This window comes from Coleofasciculus sp. LEGE 07092 (genome assembly GCF_015207375.1).
Classification (GTDB): domain Bacteria; phylum Cyanobacteriota; class Cyanobacteriia; order Cyanobacteriales; family Coleofasciculaceae; genus LEGE-07092.
The window spans coordinates 1-4,536 of record NZ_JADEWY010000228.1 but is presented as its reverse complement, the minus strand read 5'-3'; the positions used below and the strand labels follow the sequence as shown (position 1 = coordinate 4,536).

4 protein-coding genes are annotated in these 4,536 nt (G+C 45.0%); 3 read left to right on the top strand and 1 reads right to left on the bottom strand.

Going from position 1 to position 4,536, the window contains the following annotated elements:
• The 3 genes from IQ257_RS28800 to IQ257_RS28790 all read left to right on the top strand — a co-directional run.
• Window positions 1-953, top strand: a 953-nt coding sequence (locus IQ257_RS28800; RefSeq protein ID WP_193933444.1) for a DASH family cryptochrome, incomplete at its 5' end; no start/stop codon positions are given.
• A gap of 67 nt (window positions 954-1,020) precedes the next feature.
• Entirely contained in the window at window positions 1,021-1,719 is a 699-nt protein-coding gene (locus IQ257_RS28795) for a phosphatase PAP2 family protein (RefSeq protein ID WP_193882291.1), read from the top strand.
• Window positions 1,720-1,811: 92 nt separating this feature from the next.
• Window positions 1,812-2,300, top strand: a complete 489-nt coding sequence (locus IQ257_RS28790) for a pentapeptide repeat-containing protein (RefSeq protein WP_322744500.1) — start codon at window positions 1,812-1,814, stop codon at window positions 2,298-2,300.
• Window positions 2,301-2,798: 498 nt separating this feature from the next.
• Here IQ257_RS28790 and IQ257_RS28785 read toward each other — a convergent pair whose 3' ends face one another.
• Entirely contained in the window at window positions 2,799-4,436 is a 1,638-nt protein-coding gene (locus IQ257_RS28785) for an adenylate/guanylate cyclase domain-containing protein (protein ID WP_193882289.1), read from the bottom strand.
• Window positions 4,437-4,536 lie beyond the last annotated feature (100 nt).

Below are 4,536 nucleotides of genomic sequence, written 5' to 3'. Positions count from 1 at the left end.
TGCCCACCCCCACGAAACTGCCACCCTTACCTGGGCTAGAGGTGGGTAAACTGCCTCAATTATCAGATTTCGAGCTAGAGCCTCCTGTGTTCGATGAACGGGCAGTTTTACCGTTCAAAGGGGGAGAAACGGCAGCACTGGGCAGACTGAATGACTATTTTTGGACGCAGGATTGCCTGAAAGTGTACAAAGAAACCCGGAATGGAATGTTGGGAGCCAATTACTCCTCTAAATTTTCCCCCTGGTTAGGGCGGGGCTGTCTTTCACCCCGGTTTATCTATGAACGGGTGCAGCAATACGAACAAGAGCGGGTGAAAAATAACTCGACTTATTGGTTAGTCTTTGAGTTGATATGGCGAGACTTTTTCCGGTTTATTTGCGCCAAGCATGGTAATCGTATCTTTTACCTATCAGGTTTGCAGGGTGTTTCCATTCCTTGGAAGGAAGACTGGGAGGGTTTTGCCCTGTGGCAGCAAGGAAAAACGGGTTTTCCTTTCATCGATGCCAATATGCGGGAACTCGCCGCAACGGGTTTTATGTCCAATCGCGGACGGCAAAATGTTGCCAGTTTCCTGACTAAGAACCTGGGAATTAACTGGCAAATGGGAGCAGAGTGGTTTGAGTCACTCCTAATTGACTACGATGTTTGCAGCAATTGGGGCAACTGGAACTATACGGCTGGGGTAGGCAATGATGCCCGTGGATTTCGTTATTTTAATATCCAGAAGCAGTCTAAAGACTATGATCCCCACGGGAAATACGTGAAGCACTGGCTGCCAGAGTTAGCATCCCTACCAGCGTCTAAAGTACACCAACCTTGGACATTATCATCCGTAGAGCAGAAGCGCTTCGGCGTGAGAATTGGTATAGTCTATCCCCATCCGGTAGTGGATTTGATGCGATCGGTACAGGCAATTGAGTTGGTTTATAATGCAGCCCTAAACCGCCGATAAAAGGAGACACGTTGCCTGCAATGTCTCTGCATCAGGATTCTGTATGCAATTTCGTTTTTTTGAGTCAATGTTTAATTCCAATCTCTGGAAGCGTTTCCAGTCTTTCCTCAGCTATCTCCAACGGCTACTTACTACCCATTGGCGCTCTCTGTTGCTGTTGTTAGTGGGGATTTATTTACCGTTGCAAGTTTTCGGGGAACTCGCCGAGGACATTTGGGAAAATGAAGGGGGTTTCCCGTGGGATGTGCCACTGCTGTTGCTTATTCATTCTACGGCGTCACCCCAACTTGACACTTTTGCCTCGACGCTAACTCGGTTTGGGGTGTTTTGGGGAGTAGTTCCCGCTTCGATTTTACTATTGCTGGTGTTGTTGCTCCGCAGGCGGTGGCGATCGCTAGTGTATGCCCTCACAACGCTCTTGGGAAGCGCTATCATCAATCGCACCGCTAAACTACTGCTGCATCGAGTGCGCCCCCACCTCTGGAAATCACCGTCTCCAGAACTTGACTACGGATTTCCTAGCGGTCATGCTATGTCGAGTATGACCTTTGTGGCTGTTTTAGTCATCTTGACTTGGAATACGCCTTGGCGCTTACCCGTGCTAATCTTGGGAAGCATATTCGTGTTTGCGATTGGCTGGACGCGGTTGTATCTAGGTGTTCACTATCCCAGCGACATCGTAGCAGGATGGATGGCATCAATAGCTTGGACCGTTGGGGTCAGCTTACTAATCAAACCCAATTTAACCCAAAATTCAGCGAAGTAGCGCAAACAATTTGAGTGTTATGGCTGATGCCGTACCTTGACTTGTGAAGAAAACTGAAGTTATAGATCCACATAGATGAAACAAAACATCCCGTGAAAGTCAATCTGAGTGGTAAAAACTTCAGCGGTAAAGATCTCAGCGGCGCCAATCTAAGAGGTGCTAATCTCAGGGGTGCCAACCTCAGCGGTACTGACTTGAGTAATGCTAACTTAAGTCGTGCGAACTTGAGCGGTGCGAACTTGAGCGGTGCTGACCTGAGTGGTGCAAATTTAAGTTATACTAACTTAATTCGTGCTGACTTAAGCCTAGCCAACCTCAGCCTAGCTATATTGATTCGAGCCAGACTGAACAATGCTGACTTGCTGGCGGCTGATTTAATCGGTACTGACTTGAAGGGTGCCGATTTGAGAAATGCTGACCTCAAAGGTGCCGATCTCAGCGATGCTAATCTCAGAGGTGTAGATTTGAGAGGTGTCAAATTGAGTCGAGTCAATCTGAAAGGAGCTGACTTGAGGGGGGCGCAATTGAGCCAAGTTAAGTTGAAGAGTGCCTATTTGAGAGGTGTCAAGCTGGTTAGCTAGCTGCTAGTACAGTGCGGACAAAATAACCTATCCAGTTGAAAAGCTTTCTTTCTGCCTTCTTGCACGACGTTGTTTCTCCTAAACTCCTGTAACTTTTGAATTCTTCCGTAAACGGCACGATTAAGGTAATTGTGAGAAGATGCGGATTAAGAATGGTGTTGCGACTAGTAGAGCAATCTCTAGAATAGCAATTGTCCACCATCGGATTACTGGGTTACTCATTCCCATACCCTCACTTATTTTAACTCTCTACAGTTGGCTGCGGATTGACAAGTCTGATCATGTCCTGAAAATTCAGCCTATGCTAATAGTCTCGTATCTCTTAATTTTTACAGCTACGAGAGTAGCATTTTTGTGTATTTATTTACCTATTACATAGCGTTCGATAGTTTCTCAGAGTAGTCTGTGTGAAGAGTTATTGAGGGACTCATTAAGACACAGTGAAATTTACTATCAAGACAGTTTGTAAAATAAGGGTTAAATTTGCAAAGCTAAAAATCACAGCGTCCTAGTTGGTGACAAAGAGAGGGATTGGACTTTCTCCCAGATAACCCGATAGAGTTGTAAGGGTTTAGCCTTTCCTTTAACTCGAATAGGAGGAAGCTTTTCTAGGGATAAAGTCTGACTATTTAATTTTTTAAAAGTCGTTTCAGAAATCAGGATTTCGTTTGCTTTAGCAACGTTACAAATTCGGCTAGTTGTATTAGTCGTATCTCCAATTGTCGCGTATTGGATTAATCGTTTTGAACCAATATTTCCGGCTGCTACTCTTCCCGTATTGAGTCCAATATGAATTTGAATAGGTCGTCGCTTGTGTTCGATCCACTCCTGATTCAGACGGCGTACTGCCCACTGCATCTCAATTGCAGCCCAAACCGCTAGATCCACATCATTCGGTTTTTGATAAGGCGCACCCCAAACGGCAAGGAGCGCATCCCCGATGTATTTCTCTAAGGTGCCTTCATAAGGGAAAACGATCTCTTCCACCATGACTTGGAAGTACTCGTTTAGCATTTCAATAATCTGACGCGGTTCCATTGCAGAAGACATTCTTGTGAAGTTACTAATATCAGCAAATAAAGCTGTAACTTCGGTATCGACAATTTCTAAATTTCCTTCTTCCCGAAATTTTCGACTCACAGTTTGAGGGAAAAATCGTTCCAGTTTATTCCGCATCACGGCTTCAGCTTGCATTTGTTTGTAGAGGCGAGAATTTTCAATAGCGATCGCGGCTTGATTTGCCAAACACGTCAAAAATTCTAAATCTTCATCGGAGTAAACATCTGTCATTGACAAATTATCAACATATAAGACACCGATGACTTCATCTCTCGGTTTGAGAGGGACACACATGGCAGCATGGATACCCTGTTTAAGAATAGATACGGAATCCTCGAACAGTTCGTCGAGACAGGCATCATCCGTGAGAATAGCGTCTCCATGATGACGGACGAAATCAGTAATCCTTTTGCTGTAGAAGCAGTCTTCTGTCTGAATTCCCGAACGCCACTTGACAGCCTTTTGATCGAGTTCTCCGGTTGTTTCCTCAACCATTAAGATTGCGGCTCGGTCTACATGTACAATGTCTAATAGCAGGTTGAGAATTTTCTGGAGCAGTTGGTCGGGTTCTTCCGGTAAAGACAACTGTTTGCTGACTTCCAGCAAAATTTGTAATTTATCAACGGCACGTTGATGAGCGTCTTTCTGCCGTATTCTTAAGAGTGAGTTGTCTGCCTGTTCCTGATCGAGTAAATCTCGCATCGTAACCCGAGTCTTGTCAGGGGAGACTTGCTTGACAATCGATATTTTAGTATTTTCAGTATCAGGAGACTTTTGTTCAACTTGTGGAATTTTTTCAACAAAATTAAAAAAAACATTGCCGAAACGAATCAAATCCCCATCTTTCAAGGTGCATTGGGTGATTTTGCACTCATTGACAAACGTACCATTAAGGCTATTTAGGTCAGTGATAGTCACCCCATCGATACCCATAGCAATCTCGGCGTGGCGGCGGGAAAGAAACCCATGATTCACAACGATACTGTTGTCTTGTTCGCGCCCGATTGTGTTGACACCAAGCCTCAACTGATAAGTTTGTTGGTTAGGAGTATCGGTATCGAAAATTAAGTAAGGCACGCCCTGTCCTCGCCTTATTGTCTTTAGTTCAAGATAGCGAATGCTGTCGATTAAGTAGCTCGACAGGTATAACGGTTACTGGCGAGGGGAGGGTGTGGGG

Coding starts and splice junctions, on each gene's coding strand:
- IQ257_RS28795 (WP_193882291.1), top strand. CDS start 1,021: ATGTTTAATTCCAATCTCTGGAAGCGTTTCCAGTCTTTCCTCAGCTAT.